The sequence below is a fragment of the Citrobacter sp. C348 genome, from assembly GCF_047467975.1.
Lineage (GTDB): Bacteria > Pseudomonadota > Gammaproteobacteria > Enterobacterales > Enterobacteriaceae > Citrobacter > Citrobacter gillenii.
In genome coordinates, this window is sequence record NZ_JASJUJ010000009.1 from 125,880 (window position 1) to 146,270 (window position 20,391).

Sequence of the window (20,391 nt, forward strand, 5' to 3'; positions counted from 1 at the left end):
CTGCTACAGTTTATTACGCTTCGTCGCCGAACCAGCAAATATTACGGGCAGCCATAATCAGCTCACCGGCTTTTTCGTCGGTCAACCCTTCGATATCAGCCAGATCATCAATGCCCTGTTCAGCGAGATCTTCCAGCGTACAAACACCACGGGCAGCCAGTTTGAAGGCCATATCACGATCTAATCCTTCCAGATTCAGCAGATCGTCAGCCGGTTTGTTATCACCGAGGCTTTCTTCCTGGGCCAGTGCCAGAGTGGTCAGTGCGTTTTTAGCACGCTCGCGCAGCGCTTCAACGGTTGCTTCATCCAGGCCGTCGATTGCCAGAAGCTCTTTCATTGGCACGTAGGCCAGCTCTTCCAGCGTAGCAAAACCTTCTTCTACCAGAACCGTCGCGAAATCTTCATCGATATCGAGATATTTGGTGAAGGTATCAATAGCAGCATGCGCTTCAGCCTGATGCTTAGCCTGCAGGTCATCAACGGTCATTACGTTGAGTTCCCAACCGCTCAATTGTGAAGCCAGGCGGACGTTCTGACCATTACGTCCAATCGCCTGAGCCAGGTTACCGGCTTCAACCGCGATATCCATGGTGTGTTTATCTTCATCCACCACGATAGACGCGACGTCTGCAGGCGCCATTGCGTTGATCACGAACTGTGCCGGGTTATCATCCCACAGGACGATATCGATACGTTCGCCGCCCAGTTCGGTAGAAACCGCCTGAACGCGTGCACCGCGCATACCTACGCAAGCACCCACCGGATCGATACGCTTATCGTTGGTTTTCACCGCGATTTTCGCACGAGAACCCGGATCGCGAGCCGCCGCTTTAATTTCAATCACTTCTTCGCCGATTTCTGGCACTTCAATGCGGAACAGTTCAATCAGCATTTCCGGTTTGGAACGCGTCACAAACAGTTGCGCGCCACGTGCTTCCGGGCGAACGGAGTACAGAACACCACGGATACGGTCACCCGGGCGGAAGTTTTCACGCGGCAGCATGTCTTCACGCAGGATCACGGCTTCAGCATTGCTGCCGAGGTCCAGCGCAATGTTGTCACGGTTAACTTTCTTCACCACACCGGTGACGATCTCGCCTTCGTGCTCGCGGAATTGATCAACAACCATCGCACGTTCAGCTTCACGTACTTTCTGTACGATAACCTGTTTCGCCGTCTGGGTGGTGATACGGTCAAAGGTGACTGATTCAATCTGGTCTTCAACGTATTCACCCACGTTCAGACTCTCGTCTTCGTAACGTGCGGCTTCCAGAGTAATTTCTTTGGTTGGCTGAGTGACTTCTTCCACAATTACCCAACGGCGGAAGGTATCGAAATCACCGCTTTTACGATCGATTTCTACGCGAACGTCGATCTCTTGTTCGTATTTTTTCTTTGTTGCTGTAGCCAGCGCACTTTCCAGCGCTTCAAAAATTTTCTCGCGTGGCAGCGATTTTTCATTGGATACGGCTTCAACAACAGCCAAAATTTCTTTGTTCATCGCGGGCTTTTCACCTCAATCCAGACTGTTAAAAGTGGGGAACCAGGTTCGCCTTCTGGATATTACTCAGCGCGAACACTTCATCTTTACCGTCGACTGTGACAGTGATCATCTCACCATCCACCGCTTTGATAACGCCCTGCCATTTACGGCGATTTTGTACCGCCATACGAAGAACCAGCGTGACTTCTTCACCCAGGAAACGCACGTAGTGTTCAGCCGTGAACATAGGACGGTCGAGACCCGGCGAGGAGACTTCCAGGTTATAAGCAACGGTGATCGGATCTTCAACGTCCATCACGGCGCTAACCTGGTGGCTCACATCAGCACAATCATCAACATTGATGCCATCTTCACTATCAATATAGATGCGCAGTGTGGATGTGCGACCACGAATAAATTCGATGCCGACCAGCTCGTAGCCCAAGGCTTCAACTGGTGCTTTAATCATCTCTGTTAATTTTTGCTCTAATGTGGACAAGCCCACCCCCAAGACATAAAAAAAGGGCCTAAAGCCCAGTTATTCTGTAATCAGATAACAAAAAACCCCGATAAATCGGGGCTTTAGATAACTGAACCCTATAACCGCACCTGCGGTTCGGAGAACCTTCCGAAAGAATTTTTTTTCAAATCCAGCTACGAAGGCCTAAGTCTTCACAGTATATTTGAAAAAGAACTCTAAGGGAAAGTGGTTGCGGGGGCCGGATTTGAACCGACGACCTTCGGGTTATGAGCCCGACGAGCTACCAGGCTGCTCCACCCCGCGCCTGAAACGTGGCAAATTTTACTCGCTTTGGGTAAAAAATGCAAATACTGCTGGGATTTGGTACCGAGGACGGGACGTAAAATCTGCGCACAGTATATTGATTTTCTATCCCTTATGTCAACCTTGTTACTACTATGCAAATGAATGAATGCCAGCCCGCACAAATTTAGCAAAGTGCAACAAAGATAAATCTGCCTTCAACGCCGTTATTTAACGAAATTATCACTAAACTCTTCCTGTCACCGTTAAAAGGTGATTAAATGAAAACTCATTTATTTTGCATAAAAATGCATTTGGCATAAAAAACCAACCTCTTCACCAGTCTATCAAGCAGGGTTTTATTTTATGACGACGATTCTCAAGCATCTCCCGGTAGGTCAACGTATTGGTATCGCTTTTTCTGGCGGCCTGGACACCAGTGCTGCACTGCTGTGGATGCGACAAAAAGGGGCTGTCCCATATGCATATACTGCGAATTTGGGACAGCCGGATGAGGATGACTATGACGCCATCCCTCGCCGTGCAATGGAATATGGTGCTGAGAACGCTCGCCTGGTTGATTGCCGCAAGCAACTGGTTGCCGAAGGGATCGCAGCGATTCAATGTGGTGCATTCCATAACACCACCGGCGGACTGACCTATTTCAACACCACGCCACTAGGCCGCGCGGTGACCGGCACCATGTTGGTGGCCGCCATGAAAGATGACGGTGTGAATATCTGGGGTGACGGCAGTACCTATAAAGGCAACGATATTGAGCGTTTCTATCGCTACGGTCTGCTGACCAATGCCGAACTGCAGATTTACAAACCATGGCTGGACACTGACTTCATTGACGAACTCGGCGGTCGCCATGAGATGTCTGAATTTATGATCGCCTGCGGTTTCGACTACAAAATGTCTGTCGAAAAAGCGTATTCCACTGACTCCAACATGCTCGGCGCTACGCACGAAGCGAAAGATCTGGAATTCCTTAACTCCAGCCTGAAGATCGTTAACCCGATTATGGGCGTCAAGTTCTGGGATGAAAGCGTGAAGATCCCGGCGGAAGAAGTGACCGTACGTTTTGAGCAGGGACATCCGGTTGCGCTGAACGGCAAAACCTTCAGCGACGATGTTGAGATGATGATGGAAGCCAACCGCATTGGCGGCCGTCATGGTCTGGGCATGAGCGATCAGATTGAAAACCGTATTATCGAAGCGAAAAGCCGTGGCATTTACGAAGCCCCGGGGATGGCGCTGCTGCATATCGCCTACGAACGTCTGCTGACCGGTATTCACAATGAAGATACCATTGAGCAGTATCACGCTCACGGCCGCCAACTGGGTCGTCTGCTGTACCAGGGTCGCTGGTTCGACTCCCAGGCGCTGATGCTACGTGACGGTCTGCAGCGTTGGGTTGCAAGCCAAATCACCGGCGAAGTCACACTGGAACTGCGTCGCGGTAACGACTATTCCATTATGAATACCGTCTCCGACAACCTGACCTACAAGCCAGAACGTCTGACCATGGAGAAAGGGGATTCCGTCTTCTCACCGGACGATCGTATCGGTCAGTTGACTATGCGTAACCTGGATATTACCGATACCCGTGAGAAGCTGTTCGGCTACGCCCAGTCAGGCCTGCTGACCGCCTCTTCCGCCACCGGTCTGCCGCAGGTAGAGAATCTGGAAAACAAAGCGAAATAATCGCCAACAGAAATGACAAAAGGCCGCGTAAGCGGCCTTTTTTATGCGCGGAATACAGGGATGCTCTGCTGCTCCGTAGGTCGGATAAGGTGTTTACACCGCCATCCGACATTATTACATCGCCTGATGGCGCTACGCTTATCAGGCCTACGGAGCAGCCACAAATGACAGACGAAAAAAAAGACGCTTTTCAGCGTCTTTCTTTCGGAATATTGGTACTGAGGATGGGACTCGAACCCACAAGCCCGTTAGGGCACTACCACCTCAAGGTAGCGTGTCTACCAATTCCACCACCTCAGCACAGATACTACTATTAGCGCGGGATATCGCTGGTCGGCTGAGCCGGAGCAGCTGGCTGAGTTTGCTCGGTTTTCGCCGGTGCACTCAGATTTTCCCACTCACTTCCTTTATTGGTCTTATTGCTGTTCATGTTACCCAGCACCAGACTGATAATGAAGAACAAGGTTCCCAATACGGCTGTCATTCGGGTCATGAAGTTACCAGAACCACTTGAACCAAACAGTGTACCAGAAGCGCCTGCGCCAAAAGAGGCTCCCATATCAGCGCCTTTGCCTTGCTGCAGCATGATCAAGCCTACCAGGCCAATTGCTACAATAAGGAAAACTACTAAAAGAGCTTCGTGCATAATCAACCTGTTCCTTGCGGAGTTGCCGCGTACCAATGCTTCGACCATTAAAGCGGGAATGTTTAACTGTTTCCCACTGAAGCGGGTGTGAATACTAACCAATGCGAATAACCTTCGCAAGGGCAATTTAAGTGTATTGTATCAACTGAAGAAAAAATCGCCACATCAATCAAAAACGCAGCAATTTATCCCAGCATCGCTGCATCACGGGTCGCTGATCGTCAAGGTTTGCCCAAACAACAACCGGGATTTCACCTATCAGATCTGAATTATCTGGCCAACAGTGGATAATTTCATTATTCACTAATTCTTCAGCCACCATCGACTCGGGCAACCATGCCATTCCCATATGGCGCAGCACCATTTCCCGGATTGTTTCGCTTAACCCACTCTCAAAGACCTTTTTCAGTCGTGGGTGAACCTGTTGCTCTAGCGGATCGATAATGCGTCTGACAAAGGTATAGTCGCTGTAGCAAAGCCAGGGAATCGGAGCATCTGGAGAATCAAGCTTGTCCGCCAGTTGGGCTGAAATCACCGGGATGAACCGCTCATATCGCCACAATGAGCGTTTTAGCCCCCCGACAATCTCCAGCCCCGGCTGCGAAGACGGCAAATCGTAGGTTACCAGAAAATCAATTTGCCGGTTTATCAGCGCGTTAAAGTGATTATCAATTCCCTGGATGCTGGCGTTTACCGTAAAACTTAATTGCGGTTCGCTTTGGCGCAGGTAATTGATCATGTCAGGCAGGATATTCACCGACAGCGTGTGAAGACTGACCATCACCAGCGTATTTTCCGTTACCGGCATCATGGCGGCCAGCTCATGACGCGCCTCCGTCAGCATACTGAGGACATGCCGGGCATAGGGTTCAAACCGTTCACCATAACGGGTTAACGTAACGGGTGTCGTGGTACGATCAAATAGCGGGACGCCTAACGTCTCTTCCAGCGCTTTAATACGCCGACTTAGCGCAGGCTGAGTAATATGCCGCTGTATGGCGGCCTGGGAGTAATTCCCATGCTGACTTAAAGCCAGGAAATCATCTAACCACTTACTATCCACGTCGCATTCTCCACCATTCCATATCCGTATCCTCCGATAACAAATCGGAAATAGTCACAGTTATAGTAATGGCTTTAGTGTGGACCGCATAACAACAATATTCTGTTTCACCTGCCGAGTCTCCCTCCCCTTGACGTTTGACAGGACTAATATGTTTACTTTACTGACTAATGCCCGTGTCATTTCCCCGGAGGATTTAGGCCTCTGCTCTCTGCTCATATATGCCGATCGTATTGTGGCGGTAGGCAACGATATTTCACGTTTCGATGGCGTCAACGAGGTCATCGATTGCCGGGGTAAATGGGTAATTCCGGGGATTATCGACCAGCATGTCCATCTGACCGGCGGCGGTGGTGAAGCAGGATTTGCCAGCCGAACGCCTGCCGTAAAACTGCGCGATCTGCTTCAAGCTGGCATTACGACGGTCGTCGGCGTGCTGGGCACCGATGCCATTTCTCGCTCGCCCAAAGATCTGTACGCCAAAATGCAGTCGCTGAATCTGGAGGGCGTGCGCGCGTTTATGCACACTGGGGCTTACGCGGTACCCAGCCCGACGATTACGCAATCCATTCGCGAAGACATGACCTTTATCCCGGCCATTCTCGGCGTTAAAATCGCCCTCGCCGATCATCGGGGTTCATATCCCTCATTCCAGGAACTGTTGAGAATCGTCAGCGATATCCGCGTGGCCTCACTGCTGGCGGGGAAAAAAGGGCTGCTGCATGTGCACCTGGGCAACCTGCCAGAAGGCATGTCGCAACTTATCGCGCTTTGCGATGCCGGTATTCCAATCCACCATATTTCACCGACTCACGTGGCCAGAACCGAAGCCCTGTTCAACCAGGCGATCGCTTTCGCCCATCGCGGCGGCCACATTGACGTGACGTCTGGCGGTAGCCGTTTTATGCCCCAGGAAGAGGCCATTCTCCACGCGCTGGAGGCTCAAGTGCCTGCCGATCGCATCACCATCAGCTCGGATGGCAATGGCAGCGTGCCGCGCTTTAATGCACAGGGCATGGTTGAAGGACTCACGGCAGCGCCGGTAGGTGGTAACCTTGCTTTGCTCCCTCGCCTGATTGATGTCGGCATTCCGATCGCACAGGCCGTGGCCATGATGACGGCAAACGTTGCATGCTCGCTGGGAATTTCCGGCGGCAAGCTTTGTGCCGGAGAACGTGCCGATATTTGCGTCCTCAATGATGACCTGTCGCTGGCGCATCTGTTCGCCGCGGGTAGGCCGTTACTGCGCGATGGAGAGTGTTTGGTCAACGGCAACTTTGAGTGAGGATGAAAGAATGTCTTTATTGCTGGCGCTAGTCGCCATTGTCTTTGCCGGACGGCTGATCCTGAAAAAGTACCATCCCCAGTCCGTGCTGCTGCTCACCGGGATTGTATTGCTACTCATCGCCCATTTTAGCGGAATGACCACGCTCAGTAGCCTGGTGAAGAAAAGCACCGGGTTTGGCCCCTTTGATGCGTTTGAGTTTATCCGCGATACCCTGAGCGTGCGCCTGGGTGGCCTTGGTCTGCAAATTATGCTGATTGGCGGCTTTGCCACCTATATGTCAGCCATTGGTGCCAGTCAGGTGCTGGTTCGGGTGACTTCGCGTCCATTACAGCGTCTGAACTCACCGTATCTCCTGCTGGGGCTGGCGTTGCTGCTGGGGCAATTTTTGTCGCTGTTTATCAGCAGCGCCACGGGGTTGGGTTTGCTGCTGATGGCAACGCTTTACCCGCTGCTCACCCGTCTTGGCTGCAGCCGTGCCGCCGTTGCCGCCGTTATCGCCAGTACCTGTGCGGTTGAATTCGGACCCGGTTCCGGTAACTCGGTCCTTGCCGCCAAAACAGCGGGTATCGAAGTGGTGAACTATTTTGTTCACGATCAGCTTCCCATCGTCGTGCCGGTCATTCTTTTCATCGCCCTGCTCCATATTGTCGTCCAACGCTTTTTCGATCGCCGGGAAAGCGGCGGCGATGTAACCCAGCAGATGCAAACGTTGACCGCCACAGAAGAAACCCACGCCCCGATCGCCTGGCTGTTTCTGCCGATGCTACCGTTGGTATTGATGCTGCTGTGCAGTGATTTACTGTTTAGCTCGCTCAAAATTACGCTGGATACCGCCGTTCTGATTAGCCTGGCCATTACGCTGATTTGCGAGTATTGGCGTCATCGCAAGGCACGTGAAGTGATGGCTGGCGTGCAAAAAGTGTTCGACAGCATGGGCAGCGTGTTTGCCACCGTCGTAACGTTGATTATCGCGGGTGAAGTTTTTTCAGCCGGGCTAAAAGCCATTGGTGCAGTCGACGCGCTGCTCTCACTCTCCGGTGAATTTGGTCTCAGTGCCGCCTCGATAATCCTGCTGATGACGCTGATCACCTTTGCGATTTCTGCGTTGATGGGGTCGGGGAATGCCGCGTTCTTCTCCTTCGCCCCCATGGTGCCGGATATCAGCCGCCATATCGGCAGCGACATCGCCGTGATGATGCTACCTATTCAGATTTCGGCGGGTATTGGCCGGACGTTATCGCCGATTGCTGGCGTGATCATTGCCATTGCCGGGATCGCAGGCGTATCACCAGTGGATATTGTTAAACGTACCGCAATTCCAATGCTGGGAGGGTGGTTACTGATGATTGCCCTGACATTTGCCCGTTCAGGGCATTTGCTGGCGGTCCTGCCGTGGCTGGCTGCTCTTGTACTGATGATGGCCGGGGGCTACTTCTGGCAGCATCGACGCAAACAGGCACTTTCAGTAGGATAAAAAAAAGCCGGAGTCTCGGACTCCGGCTCTCAAACTTCAGGACTTATACGGCTTTCACCGCATCTGCAATACGGTGCGCGAACTCAGTAACCTGCGCTTCATCTTCGCCTTCAACCATCACACGGATTAACGGCTCAGTACCTGATTTACGCAGCAGAACACGACCTCGGTTACCCAACGCCGCTTCAACGTCCGCCATCACCGCTTTCACGGTTTCATGTTCCAGCGGATCGCCGCTACCGGCGGTAAAGCGAACGTTAACCAGCAGTTGTGGGAACATTTTCATACCGCTGCACAGGTCGTGCAGGCTCATATGGTTACGTACCATTGCTGCCAGCACCTGCAGACCCGCCACAATACCGTCACCGGTGGTGGTTTTATCCAGCAGGATCACGTGCCCTGAGTTTTCAGCCCCGATGCGCCAGCCTTTTTCCTGCATTTTTTCCAGCACGTAGCGGTCTCCCACTTTCGCCCGAGCAAAGGGAATACCCAGCTGCTTCAGCGCCAGTTCCAGTCCCATGTTGCTCATCAGCGTACCGACAGCGCCACCGCGTAGTTGCCCCTGACGCAACGCTTCACGCGCGATGATATACATGATCTGGTCACCGTCGACCTTGTTACCTTCGTGGTCCACCATGATCACACGGTCACCATCGCCGTCCAGCGCAATACCCAGATCGGCTTTTTCTGCAATCACGCGCGCCTGCAGCGCACGAACGTCGGTCGCACCCACTTCTTCATTGATGTTGACGCCATCCGGCTCACAGCCAATCGCAATGACATTTGCGCCCAGTTCACGGAGTACATTTGGCGCAATGTGATACGTCGCGCCGTTCGCACAATCCACCACGATTTTTAGCTCGTTCAGGCTCAGCTCGTTCGGGAACGTACCTTTGCAAAATTCGATATAGCGGCCCGCAGCATCGACAATACGGCTGGCTTTCCCCAGTTCAGCAGAGTCCACACAAGTGAGCGGCTTTTCCATCTCGGCTTCGATAGCTTCTTCAACGGAGTCAGGCAATTTGGTCCCGTCGATGGAGAAGAACTTAATTCCGTTATCATAAAACGGGTTGTGCGAGGCAGAGATGACAATCCCTGCTTCGGCGCGGAAAGCGCGCGTCAGATACGCAACCGCGGGGGTTGGCATTGGCCCGGTGAATGAAGCAGACAGGCCCGCTGCGGCCAAACCAGCCTCCAGCGCTGACTCCAGCATATAGCCGGAAATACGCGTATCTTTGCCGATAATGATTTTGCGGGAACCATGACGTGCCAGCACTTTTCCTGCCGCCCAACCCAGTTTAAGCACAAAATCAGGCGTAATTGGGGTATCGCCAACGCGACCGCGGATACCGTCAGTGCCAAAATATTTACGATTACTCATAGCGTTTTTTTTCCTTTGCAGACAATGTGGCTTCCACCACACGCATCGCTTCTACGGTTTCTTTGACGTCATGGACACGAATAATCTGCGCGCCCTGCATGGCAGCAATCACCGCACATGCCAGGCTTCCGCTCAAACGTTCAGATGGCCCCACGTTCAGTAACTGACCAATCATTGATTTTCGTGACATCCCGACCAGCAGCGGCAGATTAAAATGATGAAACTCTGCCAGGCGTGCCAGTAATGTGTAGTTGTGGGTAAGATTTTTACCGAAACCGAATCCCGGGTCGAGCAACAATTTATCTTTTGCGATCCCAGCCCTTTCACAACGTGCTATTTGCTCAACAAAGTAGCGATTTACCTCAGCAAAAACATCTTCGTACTTTGGCGCTTCCTGCATGGTCTTCGGCTGCCCCTGCATATGCATCAGACACACGGGTAATCCAGTTTCCGCCGCAGCTTCCAGTGCACCTGGTTCTGTCAGGGAGCGAATATCATTAATGATATGCGCACCGACTCGGGCACATTCACGAATCACCTCCGGTTTTGAGGTATCTACCGAGATCCACACCTCAAAGCGTTGGGCAATGGCCTCAACGACCGGGATCACCCGTTCCAGTTCTTCTTCTACGCTGACGTCTGCCGCCCCCGGCCGCGTGGATTCGCCACCCACATCAATGATAGTCGCCCCGGCGTTAATCATCAGATTGGCGTGTTTCACCGCCTCAACCAAGGTGTTGTGCGCGCCGCCATCGGAAAAAGAGTCCGGCGTGACGTTTAAAATCCCCATGACGTGGGGATGGCTGAGATCCAGCGAAGAACCCTGAGCAAAGAGTTTCATAGTGTTATCCCTGGTAAAATCTTGAATATACAGATAAGAAAAACCCCGGAGCAAGCCCCAGGGTTTTCAATTAAAACACGGTCATCAGCAACGATAACTTATTTGTCACCTAACTGCTCTGACATGTTACCCGGATTTGGCGAGGTCGGTTCATCAACCGGACGCGGCGCACTTGGGGTGCCATTATTACCAGAGTTGTTAGACGTACCTGACTCTTCCCAACCTGCTGGCGGACGCACATCGCGGCGAGCCATCAGATCGTCAATCTGCGGTGCATCGATGGTCTCATACTTCATGAGCGCATCTTTCATCGAATGCAGAATGTCCAGGTTATCGTTCAGAAGACGACGAGCACGCTCGTAGTTACGTTCAATCAGCAATTTAACTTCCTGATCGATAATGCGCGCGGTTTCATCGGACATATGTTTTGCTTTAGCAACAGAACGACCGAGGAACACTTCGCCTTCTTCTTCCGCGTACAGCAACGGACCCAGCTTTTCAGAGAAGCCCCACTGCGTCACCATGTTACGTGCCAGGTTAGTCGCGACTTTAATGTCGTTCGACGCGCCGGTAGAAACATGTTCAGCACCGTAGATAATCTCTTCAGCCAGACGACCGCCGTACAGCGTAGAGATCTGACTTTCCAGTTTCTGACGGCTGGCGCTGATTGCATCGCCTTCCGGCAGGAAGAAGGTCACACCCAACGCACGACCGCGTGGAATAATCGTTACTTTGTGCACCGGATCGTGTTCCGGTACCAGGCGACCGATAATCGCGTGGCCTGCTTCGTGGTACGCGGTAGATTCTTTCTGCGCTTCCGTCATCACCATGGAGCGACGTTCTGCACCCATCATGATTTTGTCTTTCGCTTTCTCGAACTCAACCATCGATACAACGCGCTTGTTACCACGGGCAGCGAACAACGCTGCTTCGTTCACCAGGTTCGCAAGATCTGCACCGGAGAAACCAGGCGTACCGCGGGCAATAATTGCCGCATCGATGTCCGGAGACAGCGGTACGCGACGCATATGCACTTTCAGAATCTGCTCACGACCACGAACGTCCGGCAGACCTACAACCACCTGACGGTCAAAACGACCTGGACGCAACAGCGCAGGGTCAAGAACGTCCGGACGGTTAGTTGCAGCGATAACGATGATACCTTCGTTACCTTCGAAGCCATCCATCTCAACCAGCATCTGGTTCAGCGTCTGCTCACGTTCATCGTGACCACCGCCCAGACCCGCGCCACGTTGGCGGCCGACGGCGTCGATTTCATCGATAAAGATGATGCACGGTGCTGCTTTCTTGGCCTGTTCGAACATGTCACGCACACGAGATGCGCCCACACCAACGAACATTTCCACGAAGTCAGAACCGGAAATTGTGAAGAATGGAACCTTCGCTTCACCCGCGATGGCTTTTGCCAACAGGGTTTTACCGGTACCCGGAGGGCCGACCATCAGGACGCCTTTCGGGATCTTACCGCCCAGCTTCTGGAAACGGCTCGGTTCGCGCAGGTACTCAACCAGCTCAGCCACCTCTTCTTTCGCTTCGTCACAACCTGCAACGTCGGCAAAAGTGGTTTTGATCTGATCTTCCGTCAGCATGCGCGCTTTACTCTTACCGAACGACATGGCGCCTTTGCCACCCCCGCCCTGCATTTGACGCATGAAGAAGATCCAGACACCAATCAGCAGCAGCATTGGGAACCAGGAAATGAAGATAGAAGCCAGCAGGCTCGGCTCTTCAGGCGGCTCGCCAACAACCTTGACGTTTTTGGTCAGCAGGTTATCAAGCAGCTTCGGATCGTTAACCGGGATGTAGGTCGTGTAACGGTTACTGTCTTTCTTGGTAACGTTAATCTCACGTCCGTTGATACGCGCTTCACGAACCTGGTCCTGATTGACCTCTTGCAGGAAGGTAGAGTAATCCACCTTACGGCCATTAGACTCGCTGGGCCCAAAGCTCTGGAATACTGACATCAGCACAACGGCAATGACCAGCCAGAGTATTAGGTTTTTCGCCATGTCACTCAAGGGATTAACCTCTTATTACAACTGTGTTAAAAACAGCGTCAGGATACTCTATATCCAGCGTCTTTCAAACTTTCGTTTAAAATCTGCCGGTTATGGTTTACGCCCGGTCGCTACAATGTACACTTCACGCGAACGAGCGCGGGAAGAGTCCGGCTTACGAACTTTGACCTTCGTAAACAGGGAGCGAATCTCTCTTAGATACTCATCGAAGCCTTCGCCCTGGAACACCTTAACTACAAAACTACCACCTGGCGCTAATACATCACGAGCCATTCCAAGCGCCAGCTCTACCAAATACATGGCCCGGGGAATGTCCACCGCCGGTGTTCCACACATATTTGGTGCCATATCGGACATGACAACTTGTACTTTACTGTCACCTACGCGCTCAAGTAACGCTTTCAGGACTAATTCATCACGAAAGTCGCCCTGAAGGAAGTCCACACCAACGATTGGATCCATAGGTAAAAGATCGCAAGCGATAATGCGGCCGCTGTTTCCGATCTGCGTAACCGCGTATTGCGACCAGCCACCGGGTGCAGCGCCGAGGTCAACTATCGTCATCCCCGGTTTAAAAATTTTGTCACTTTGCTGTATTTCATCAAGTTTAAACCAGGCACGGGAACGTAACCCCTTTTTCTGTGCCTGCTGAACATATTTATCGCTAAAGTGTTCCTGAAGCCAGCGGCTTGAGCTGGCAGAACGCTTTTTACCTGTCATTTTACTTTCCCATCGGGCAGTTCATCGTAACCAATGGTGTAAATTTCTACACTGCTATTTGGTGATATATGGGAGATGGCGGTAGAATGACCCGTTTTCAATCCCAACCTAAGCAAAAATATACGATGAATCTGAGTACTAAACAAAAACAGCACCTGAAAGGTCTGGCACATCCGCTCAAGCCTGTAGTCATGCTTGGCAATAATGGTTTGACCGAAGGGGTACTGGCCGAGATTGAACAAGCGCTAGAGCACCATGAACTTATCAAGGTGAAAATCGCCTCGGAAGATCGCGATACCAAAACCTTGATCGTGGAAGCTATCGTACGCGAAACCGGCGCCTGTAACGTACAGGTCATCGGCAAAACGCTGGTACTGTATCGCCCGACTAAAGAACGTAAAATCTCGCTGCCACGCTAAGAATATCCCAAAGTTGAACACGTAGTTTGTGTAAAACGCGGGAATTTCCGCTAGCAGGAGAGCAAAATGCCACGCTCTCTTCGTTGATAAAAGGCCGCTATGCGGCCTTTTTCCTTTCTTTACAATGTATCAACATCTTAACCAAGATGCGAATTACAGGTATTCTACTTTCACCACTTCATATTCCACTTCACCGCCCGGCGTTTTGATAACCACCACGTCATCCTGCTCTTTGCCAATCAGGCCACGAGCAATAGGCGAGTTAACTGAAATCAGGTTCTGTTTAAAATCGGCTTCGTCATCACCTACGATGCGCCAGGTCTGTTCTTCATCGTTATCAAGATTCAGAACGGTCACCGTTGCACCGAAAACGACACGGCCATTGTTCGGCATTTTAGTGACGTCGATAACCTGCGCGTTAGATAGCTTAGCTTCGATATCTTTAATGCGTCCTTCGCAGAATCCCTGCTGTTCACGGGCCGCGTGGTACTCCGCGTTCTCTTTCAAGTCACCGTGCTCACGCGCATCGGCGATCGCGGCAATGATTTCAGGGCGGCGCACAGATTTCAGAAAATCCAGCTCTTCGCGCAGTTTTTCAGCACCACGTAAGGTCATCGGGATAGCTTGCATTTGTTATACCTCTTGAACATTCCTGTAGGGGGCGGTTGTCCTCACCCCGGCTGCTAAGCCCACCCTGGCAAACGCGATGCCAGAGTCAGAAGCAAAAAAATACCGACCCGGGCCCGAGGACCCAGGTCAGCTACAATTCTCTATTTGATGATCATTTTACCCTGGAGTTCCCTATGGGTCATCGTTTACTTTTTGGGGCGTTGCGCCGTAGTATGACGGCCTGTTTCCAGGTTGTTAGCGCGAGATTATGCGATTTCCCAGATTTACCATCGGATTGACTGCCAGTATTGCGGCGTTCAGCGTTCAGGCTGCGAATGTTGACGAGTACATCAACCAGCTCCCTGCCGGAGCCAACCTCGCCCTTATGGTACAGAAGGTTGGGGCCCCGACGCCTGCTATTGATTACCATAGCCAACAAATGGCCCTACCCGCCAGCACCCAGAAAGTCATCACCGCCCTGGCGGCCTTGATCCAGCTTGGGCCGGACTTCCGTTTTACCACTACGCTCGAAACCAAAGGCAGCGTGGAAGGCGGGGTATTGAAAGGGGACCTGGTGGCGCGATTTGGTGCCGATCCGACGCTAAAACGTCAGGATATTCGCAATATGGTGGCAACCCTGAAAAAATCAGGCGTGACGCAAATTGCCGGAAATGTCCTCATCGACACGTCCATTTTCGCCAGTCATGATAAAGCACCTGGCTGGCCCTGGAACGACATGACGCAGTGTTTTAGCGCACCGCCTGCGGCGGCGATTGTTGATCGTAACTGCTTCTCGGTGTCGCTTTACAGTGCGCAAAAACCCAACGATCTCGCCTTTATTCGCGTGGCATCATACTACCCGGTAACAATGTTCAGCCAGGTTCGCACCCTCGCACGTGGTTCTGCGGAAGCACAGTATTGTGAACTCGATGTCGTTCCTGGCGATTTAAACCGCTTCACGTTAACCGGTTGTCTGCCCCAGCGCACCGACCCACTGCCGCTGGCGTTTGCCATTCAGGACGGCGCCAGCTATGCCGGGGCCATTATTAAAGATGAGCTGAAACAAGCGGGTATCACCTACAGCGGTACGCTGCTGCGCCAGACGCAGGTCAACGAGCCAGGTACCGTTGTCGCCAGTAAACAATCCGCACCGCTGCATGACCTGCTTAAGATTATGCTGAAAAAGTCGGACAACATGATTGCCGATACCGTATTTCGTATGATTGGCCACGCGCGATTTAATGTTCCCGGCACCTGGCGAGCAGGTTCCGATGCCGTACGTCAGATCCTGCGCCAGCAGGCGGGTGTCGATATTGGTAACACGATCATTGCCGACGGATCCGGTCTCTCTCGCCATAATCTGATAGCACCCGCCACCATGATGCAGGTACTGCAGTACATCGCGCAGCATGACAATGAACTGAACTTTATTACGATGCTGCCGCTGGCAGGCCATGACGGCTCTCTGCAATACCGTGCAGGCCTGCATCAGGCTGGCGTGGATGGCAAAGTCTCCGCGAAGACCGGCTCGTTACAGGGGGTGTATAACCTTGCAGGATTCATTACCACGGCAAGCGGGCAACGCATGGCGTTTGTACAGTATCTGTCTGGCTATGCGGTAGAACCCGCTGACCAGCGTAACCGCCGTATCCCGCTGGTACGCTTTGAAAGCCGGTTGTACAAAGATATTTATCAGAATAACTGACGGTGATGCTGTCGGATAGCGCTTGCGCGTATCCGACCTACAGCGCACATAACAAAACGGGCCGCATTTGCGGCCCGTTGGCTTTTGTAGGCCGGATAAGCGTAAGCGCCATCCGGCTACGAGATTAACGCTTGTAGATGAACTCAACGCCTTCTTCGTCGTCTTCGTCCCAATCCTCATCCCAGTCATCTTCCGCTTCGTCTTCGACTTCCGCGAGCTGCTGACGGTGATAATCGTCCCACATGAACTCCACTTTCTCTGGCTGCTTCGCTTCTTCAGCCTGAACAATTGGGTTCTCAATGATAAACGTCATCACATCCCAGCAAAGATCCTTCACGCCCAGCTGACTGGCAGCAGAGATCAGGTAATATTTACCTTCCCAGCCCAGCGCTTCAGCGATCGCTTTCGCTTTCGCTTCCGCTTCGTCTTTGTCCATCAAATCAATTTTGTTGAACACTAACCAACGCGGCTTGGAGGCCAGATCCTGACTGTATTTTTCCAGTTCGCCAATAATAATACGGGCGTTTTCTACTGGATCGGAACCGTCAATCGGATCGATATCGATGAGGTGCAGCAGAACGCGGCAACGCTCCAGGTGCTTCAGGAAGCGGATCCCAAGACCTGCGCCTTCCGCAGCGCCTTCAATCAGACCCGGGATGTCAGCAACCACAAAGCTCTTTTCGTTGTCCATACGCACAACGCCCAGACTCGGCACCAGGGTGGTAAACGGATAATCAGCAACTTTCGGCTTCGCCGCAGATACCGCACGAATAAACGTCGATTTACCGGCGTTTGGCATACCCAGCATACCGACATCCGCTAACAGCATCAGCTCCAGCATCAGATCGCGTTTATCGCCCGGCGTACCCATTGTTTTCTGACGCGGTGTACGGTTGACCGAGGATTTGAAACGGGTGTTACCCAGACCGTGCCAGCCGCCTTTAGCGACCATCAGACGCTGACCGTGCTTGGTCATGTCGCCCATGGTTTCGCCCGTGCCCTGATCGATCACACGCGTACCGACAGGCACTTTAATCGTCACGTCTTTACCACGCTTACCGGTGCAATCACGGCTCGCGCCATTCTGACCACGTTCCGCACGGAACGATTTTTCGAAGCGGTAATCGATCAGCGTGTTCAGGTTTTCGTCGGCTTCCAGCCAGACGTCGCCACCATCACCACCATCACCGCCGTCCGGACCGCCTCTCGGGATGTACTTTTCGCGGCGGAAGCTGACGCAACCATTACCGCCATCACCTGCAACGACCAGAATCGATGCTTCATCAACAAACTTCATTTTACTCTCCGTAAATCATTCGCCTGAGCGGGGTTGCGAAACCACCGTTTCATGCTTACGTAAACCGCCCCAAATACGATGACCAATGGCGGAATACATCGCGCCCGCAACCACGATAAACGCACCGAGATAACCTAAAAGGTTTAGCATCGGTCTGGCGAAGAAATCGGGCCAGGCCAGTGATAATAAATCTGAAAATAACAACGTAAACAGCGGTGTGAGCGTAATAATGGCGCTCACCTGAGCCGCCTGCCAGCGCGCCATTGCTTCCGCAAGTGCGCCGTATCCTACCAGCGTATTCAGGCCGCAGAATATCAGGCAAGCCAGCTGCCAGTCGCTGAGCTGCGTTATCACACCGGGTTTAGCCAGCGGCAACAACGCGAGCGTACATAAAGTGTACAGTAAAAACAGGATCTGCTGTGATGCCAGGCGACGCAATAACACCTTTTGCGCAACCCCATAGCTCACCCAGACCGTCGCCGCACCGACACCAAAGATCACACCCCAGGTGTAATCAGTGAGTTTGGTAAAAATCTCGATCAGACTGGTATTAAAAAACATCACCAGTCCACTCAGCAGCATTATGGCGCCAATAATCTGCGTACCGCGCATCTTTTCCTTCAGGATAAAGACGCTGGCGACCATCATGCCAACCGGTGACAATTGTCCGATAACCTGCGAAGTCGTTGGGCTCAAATATTGCAAAGATGAACTAAACAGAATGAAGTTACCAAACAGCCCACCGGTGGCGATTGCCAACAGTACCAACCAACGCGCTTTGCGAAAAATACGCAATGGCGGGAGCTTTTTTTTAACAGCAAGAATCGCCCCAAGGCCAATACTTGCCATTAAAAAACGGTAGAACACTACCGTAGGAGGCTCCATCACCTCCAGCACTTGCTTCATCGCTATTGGTAAAGCGCCCCAACAGACTGCCGTCGTCAGCGCTAAAAGAATACCAATACCTGCCTGCTGCTTCATGCCGTATTCCCTGCAAGAGCTCGTTTCCGGGTTGTCACGGCGAGACGAGCATATTTACCGGCCATCGAATGTAAAAAGCCCCGCAACACGTTGCGGGGCTTTCATCCGTTACCGGGACGCGAAAAACTTATTCAGCAACAATGCTGATGAAACGACGGTTTTTCGGGCCTTTCACTTCGAATTTCACTTTACCGTCTGCTTTAGCAAACAGAGTGTGGTCTTTGCCGCAGCCTACGTTAGAACCAGCGTGGAACTGAGTACCACGTTGACGAACGATGATGCTACCTGCCAGAACTGTTTCGCCGCCAAAGCGTTTTACGCCCAGACGTTTAGCTTCTGAATCGCGACCGTTACGAGTCGAGCCGCCAGCCTTTTTATGTGCCATTTAATCTGCTCCTCTTAACTTAAGCGCTGATGCCAGTGATTTTCACATCAGTGAACCACTGACGATGGCCCTGCTGCTTACGGTAGTGTTTACGACGACGAAACTTAACAATTTTAACTTTCTCGCCACGACCGTGAGCAACGACTTCAGCTTTGATAACGCCGCCATCAACGAAAGGAACGCCGATTTTGACTTCTTCACCGTTTGCGATCATCAGAACTTCTGCGAATTCAACAGATTCGCCAGTTGCGATGTCCAGCTTTTCCAGGCGAACGGTCTGACCTTCGCTTACTCGGTGTTGTTTACCACCACTTTGGAAAACCGCGTACATAAAAAACTCCGCTTCCGCGCACACCTTTTTGATGATTCAGAGTGCGCTATAAATATTCACAATAGGGCGCGAATATTACGCAAAACGCGAGCCTTTGACAAGTGCTACCGTCAATACATGCAGAAAAAAAACACAACGTGTATGGTAACGTTTATCTGTGGCGTTTTTTCAGTACAATCAGCATATATTTCTAACCCTAAACCCGTAGTTACCTTGCCATACAGTGAGGTAATCGGGGCGAGAAGCCCGGCTTTTGCGATGAATTTAGAAAAAATCAATGAGTTAACCGCGCAAGATATGGCGGGTGTCAATGCGACAATCCTTGAACAGCTCAATTCCGACGTCCAGCTGATCAATCAGTTGGGGTACTACATCATCAGCGGCGGCGGAAAACGCATTCGCCCAATGATCGCCGTACTTGCTGCTCGCGCCGTTGGCTATCAGGAAAACGCCCACGTTACGATCGCGGCCCTAATCGAGTTTATCCACACCGCAACCCTGCTTCATGACGATGTGGTGGATGAATCCGACATGCGCCGTGGGAAAGCAACGGCAAACGCAGCGTTTGGTAATGCAGCCAGCGTACTGGTCGGCGATTTTATCTATACCCGCGCCTTTCAGATGATGACCAGCCTTGGCTCACTGAAAGTGCTGGAAGTGATGTCTAAGGCAGTGAACGTCATTGCTGAGGGTGAAGTTCTGCAATTGATGAACGTCAACGACCCTGACATTACCGAAGAAAACTACATGCGCGTCATCTACAGCAAGACAGCGCGCCTGTTTGAAGCGGCAGCACAGTGCTCTGGTATTCTTGCCGGCTGCAGCGAAGAACAAGAGAAAGGCTTGCAGGATTATGGCCGCTATCTTGGCACCGCTTTCCAGTTAATCGACGACTTACTCGATTACAGCGCAGACGGCGAGCAACTGGGTAAAAACGTGGGCGACGATCTCAACGAAGGGAAACCGACGCTGCCGCTGCTGCATGCGATGCGCCACGGTACCCCAGAACAGGCGCAAATGATTCGTCAGGCTATCGAGCAAGGAAACGGGCGTCATCTTCTGGAGCCGGTTCTGGAGGCCATGAACGCCTGCGGCTCGCTGGAATGGACCCGCCAGCGTGCAGAAGAAGAGGCCGACAAGGCCATCGCCGCGCTTCAGGTACTCCCTGAAACGCAATGGAAAGAAGCCCTGATTGGCCTGGCACATATCGCCGTACAGCGCGACCGTTAATCCTTTCCTCACCTTTCTTCGTATAA

19 protein-coding genes and 2 tRNA genes are annotated in these 20,391 nt (G+C 52.1%); 6 read left to right on the top strand and 15 right to left on the bottom strand.

All coding sequences use genetic code 11. The features are described 5' to 3' along the window. Positions 1-13: 13 nt before the first annotated feature. From nusA to QNN86_RS17205, 3 genes are all read right to left on the bottom strand, one after another. Positions 14-1,501 (bottom strand): transcription termination factor NusA, encoded by a 1,488-nt coding sequence (gene nusA / locus QNN86_RS17195; RefSeq protein WP_096755531.1) that lies wholly within the window; start codon positions 1,499-1,501, stop codon positions 14-16. 28 nt (positions 1,502-1,529) lie between these two features. Then, positions 1,530-1,982, bottom strand: coding sequence for a ribosome maturation factor RimP (rimP, locus tag QNN86_RS17200; protein ID WP_135911333.1), 453 nt, complete (start codon positions 1,980-1,982; stop codon positions 1,530-1,532). 208 nt (positions 1,983-2,190) lie between these two features. Continuing rightward, positions 2,191-2,267 (bottom strand) — tRNA-Met (locus QNN86_RS17205). A gap of 345 nt (positions 2,268-2,612) precedes the next feature. On the opposite strand from QNN86_RS17205, the gene argG reads away from it, so the two are divergent. Next, positions 2,613-3,956, top strand: coding sequence for an argininosuccinate synthase (gene argG, locus QNN86_RS17210; RefSeq protein WP_115257395.1), 1,344 nt, complete (start codon positions 2,613-2,615; stop codon positions 3,954-3,956). A gap of 213 nt (positions 3,957-4,169) precedes the next feature. Here the strand turns inward: argG and QNN86_RS17215 are convergent. The 3 genes from QNN86_RS17215 to QNN86_RS17225 form a co-directional block, all read right to left on the bottom strand. Next, a tRNA-Leu gene (locus QNN86_RS17215) sits at positions 4,170-4,256 on the bottom strand. A 13-nt stretch (positions 4,257-4,269) separates the two neighbouring features. Continuing rightward, a complete protein-coding gene (gene secG, locus QNN86_RS17220; protein ID WP_003025000.1) occupies positions 4,270-4,602 on the bottom strand; it encodes a preprotein translocase subunit SecG in 333 nt (110 codons plus the stop codon). Between the two features lie 169 nt (positions 4,603-4,771). Next, the gene (locus tag QNN86_RS17225) at positions 4,772-5,665 is read right to left on the bottom strand and encodes a LysR family transcriptional regulator (protein ID WP_174361208.1); all 894 of its coding nucleotides are present in this window, start codon (positions 5,663-5,665) and stop codon (positions 4,772-4,774) included. A 151-nt stretch (positions 5,666-5,816) separates the two neighbouring features. On the opposite strand from QNN86_RS17225, the gene iadA reads away from it, so the two are divergent. Together iadA and dcuC are read left to right on the top strand one after the other, a co-directional pair. Continuing rightward, complete coding sequence (gene iadA / locus QNN86_RS17230) at positions 5,817-6,950, top strand: beta-aspartyl-peptidase (protein WP_414211924.1); 1,134 nt, start codon at positions 5,817-5,819, stop codon at positions 6,948-6,950. Between the two features lie 10 nt (positions 6,951-6,960). After that, complete coding sequence (dcuC, locus tag QNN86_RS17235) at positions 6,961-8,427, top strand: C4-dicarboxylate transporter DcuC (RefSeq protein WP_115257391.1); 1,467 nt, start codon at positions 6,961-6,963, stop codon at positions 8,425-8,427. A gap of 43 nt (positions 8,428-8,470) precedes the next feature. On the opposite strand, the gene glmM is transcribed toward dcuC, so the two are convergent. The 4 genes from glmM to rlmE all read right to left on the bottom strand — a co-directional run bounded on the left by glmM (position 8,471) and on the right by rlmE (position 13,408). Further along, positions 8,471-9,808, bottom strand: coding sequence for a phosphoglucosamine mutase (gene glmM, locus QNN86_RS17240; RefSeq protein WP_115257390.1), 1,338 nt, complete (start codon positions 9,806-9,808; stop codon positions 8,471-8,473). Beyond that, complete coding sequence (folP, locus tag QNN86_RS17245) at positions 9,801-10,649, bottom strand: dihydropteroate synthase (protein ID WP_096755524.1); 849 nt, start codon at positions 10,647-10,649, stop codon at positions 9,801-9,803. Before folP ends, glmM begins: the two co-directional genes overlap by 8 nt. Before the next feature lie 98 nt (positions 10,650-10,747). Continuing rightward, positions 10,748-12,679 (bottom strand): ATP-dependent zinc metalloprotease FtsH, encoded by a 1,932-nt coding sequence (gene ftsH / locus QNN86_RS17250; protein WP_115257388.1) that lies wholly within the window; start codon positions 12,677-12,679, stop codon positions 10,748-10,750. 99 nt (positions 12,680-12,778) lie between these two features. Next, positions 12,779-13,408: a 23S rRNA (uridine(2552)-2'-O)-methyltransferase RlmE gene (gene rlmE, locus QNN86_RS17255; RefSeq protein ID WP_004106110.1), complete on the bottom strand. Its 630-nt coding sequence runs from the start codon at positions 13,406-13,408 to the stop codon at positions 12,779-12,781. Positions 13,409-13,533: 125 nt separating this feature from the next. Here rlmE and yhbY point away from each other — a divergent pair, with 125 nt between their 5' ends. After that, complete coding sequence (gene yhbY, locus QNN86_RS17260; RefSeq protein WP_003025016.1) at positions 13,534-13,827, top strand: ribosome assembly RNA-binding protein YhbY; 294 nt, start codon at positions 13,534-13,536, stop codon at positions 13,825-13,827. A gap of 153 nt (positions 13,828-13,980) precedes the next feature. Here the strand turns inward: yhbY and greA are convergent, their stop codons facing one another. After that, positions 13,981-14,457: a transcription elongation factor GreA gene (gene greA / locus QNN86_RS17265; protein ID WP_096755520.1), complete on the bottom strand. Its 477-nt coding sequence runs from the start codon at positions 14,455-14,457 to the stop codon at positions 13,981-13,983. Positions 14,458-14,704: 247 nt separating this feature from the next. Here greA and dacB point away from each other — a divergent pair, with 247 nt between their 5' ends. Next, the gene (gene dacB / locus QNN86_RS17270; protein ID WP_153880041.1) at positions 14,705-16,141 is read left to right on the top strand and encodes a serine-type D-Ala-D-Ala carboxypeptidase; all 1,437 of its coding nucleotides are present in this window, start codon (positions 14,705-14,707) and stop codon (positions 16,139-16,141) included. A gap of 124 nt (positions 16,142-16,265) precedes the next feature. Here the strand turns inward: dacB and cgtA are convergent, their stop codons facing one another. From cgtA to rplU, 4 genes are all read right to left on the bottom strand, one after another. Beyond that, a complete protein-coding gene (gene cgtA / locus QNN86_RS17275; RefSeq protein ID WP_181617993.1) occupies positions 16,266-17,438 on the bottom strand; it encodes an Obg family GTPase CgtA in 1,173 nt (390 codons plus the stop codon). 15 nt (positions 17,439-17,453) lie between these two features. After that, on the bottom strand, positions 17,454-18,419 hold the full coding sequence (locus tag QNN86_RS17280) for a DMT family transporter (RefSeq protein WP_096755517.1): 966 nt from the start codon (positions 18,417-18,419) through the stop codon (positions 17,454-17,456). Between the two features lie 127 nt (positions 18,420-18,546). Next, a complete protein-coding gene (rpmA, locus tag QNN86_RS17285) occupies positions 18,547-18,804 on the bottom strand; it encodes a 50S ribosomal protein L27 (RefSeq protein ID WP_096755516.1) in 258 nt (85 codons plus the stop codon). A gap of 19 nt (positions 18,805-18,823) precedes the next feature. Continuing rightward, positions 18,824-19,135, bottom strand: a complete 312-nt coding sequence (gene rplU / locus QNN86_RS17290) for a 50S ribosomal protein L21 (protein ID WP_003025032.1) — start codon at positions 19,133-19,135, stop codon at positions 18,824-18,826. Positions 19,136-19,393: 258 nt separating this feature from the next. On the opposite strand from rplU, the gene ispB reads away from it, so the two are divergent. Next, positions 19,394-20,365, top strand: coding sequence for an octaprenyl diphosphate synthase (ispB, locus tag QNN86_RS17295; RefSeq protein ID WP_115257385.1), 972 nt, complete (start codon positions 19,394-19,396; stop codon positions 20,363-20,365). Positions 20,366-20,391: the final 26 nt, after the last annotated feature.